Below are 1,600 nucleotides of genomic sequence, written 5' to 3'. Positions count from 1 at the left end.
GCTTCGGGCGGTTAGTGTCCCCTGTTCAGCATGGGCGGTTTTTCGCCGGTACGGGAATATCAACCCGTTGTCCATCGACTACGCCTGTCGGCCTCGCCTTAGGTCCCGACTTACCCAGGGCAGATTAGCTTGACCCTGGAACCCTTGATCATCCGGCGGACGGGTTTCTCACCCGTCTTTCGCTACTCATGCCTGCATTCTCACTCGTGTAGGCTCCACCGCTGGTTTCCACCGCGACTTCACTGCCCACACGACGCTCCCCTACCACTCCAGACGCCTGAACCACAAGGGCTTGGCTAATGTCTGAAATCCACAACTTCGGCGGTGTACTTGAGCCCCGCTACATTGTCGGCGCGGAATCACTTGACCAGTGAGCTATTACGCACTCTTTTAAGGATGGCTGCTTCTAAGCCAACCTCCTGGTTGTCTTCGCAACTCCACATCCTTTCCCACTTAGCACACGCTTAGGGGCCTTAGTTGGTGGTCTGGGCTGTTTCCCTCTCGACTATGAAGCTTATCCCCCACAGTCTCACTGCTGCGCTCTCACTTACCGGCATTCGGAGTTTGGCTGACGTCAGTAACCTTGTAGGGCCCATTAGCCATCCAGTAGCTCTACCTCCGGTAAGAAACACGCAACGCTGCACCTAAATGCATTTCGGGGAGAACCAGCTATCACGAAGTTTGATTGGCCTTTCACCCCTACCCACAGCTCATCCCCTCCATTTTCAACTGAAGTGGGTTCGGTCCTCCACGACGTCTTACCGTCGCTTCAACCTGGCCATGGGTAGATCACTTCGCTTCGGGTCTAGATCACGCCACTGCAACGCCCTATTCAGACTCGCTTTCGCTACGGCTTCCCCACACGGGTTAACCTCGCGACGTAACACTAACTCGCAGGCTCATTCTTCAAAAGGCACGCCGTCACAACTACTATGCGATTGCTCGCGGTTGCTCCGACGGATTGTAAGCACACGGTTTCAGGTACTGTTTCACTCCCCTCCCGGGGTACTTTTCACCTTTCCCTCACGGTACTGGTCCGCTATCGGTCATTAGGGAGTATTTAGGCTTATCAGGTGGTCCTGACAGATTCGCACGGGATTTCTCGGGCCCCGTGCTACTTGGGATACTTCACCAGGCGGTGCACAACATTTCGGTTACGGGGCTCACACCCTCTACGGCCGGCCTTTCAAGACCGTTCACCTATGCCTGCACCCTCACCTTCCCAGCCCGGCAGAGCTGGAGTGGGAAGTCCCACAACCCCGACCATGCAACGCCCGCCGGCTATCACACATGGAACGGTTTAGCCTGATCCGCGTTCGCTCGCCACTACTGACGGAATCACTATTGTTTTCTCTTCCTGCGGGTACTGAGATGTTTCACTTCCCCGCGTTCCCTCCACGCACCCTATGTGTTCAGATGCGGGTCACCAGATCACTCGCGCGTCTGGCGGGGTTTCCCCATTCGGACACCCTGGGATCACAGTCCGGTTATCGACTCCCCCAGGCTTATCGCAGATTCCTACGTCCTTCTTCGGCTCCTAATGCCAAGGCATCCACCGTGTGCTCTTAAAAACTTGACCACAAAAGATCAAGGAGTAATT

General features: G+C 55.6%; 1 rRNA gene (cut by a window edge). It reads right to left on the bottom strand.

Annotated features, from left to right (window positions below):
- Positions 1 to 1,579: ribosomal RNA gene (locus ACFRJ8_RS22540) — 23S ribosomal RNA — on the bottom strand (it extends 1,658 nt beyond the left edge of the window).
- Positions 1,580 to 1,600 lie beyond the last annotated feature (21 nt).

Origin of the sequence: Arthrobacter sp. NPDC056886 (genome assembly GCF_042788715.1) — a bacterium.
Lineage (GTDB): Bacteria > Actinomycetota > Actinomycetes > Actinomycetales > Micrococcaceae > Arthrobacter.
The sequence above is the reverse complement of the archived record's forward strand: the minus strand, read 5'-3'. Positions and strand labels throughout refer to the sequence as shown.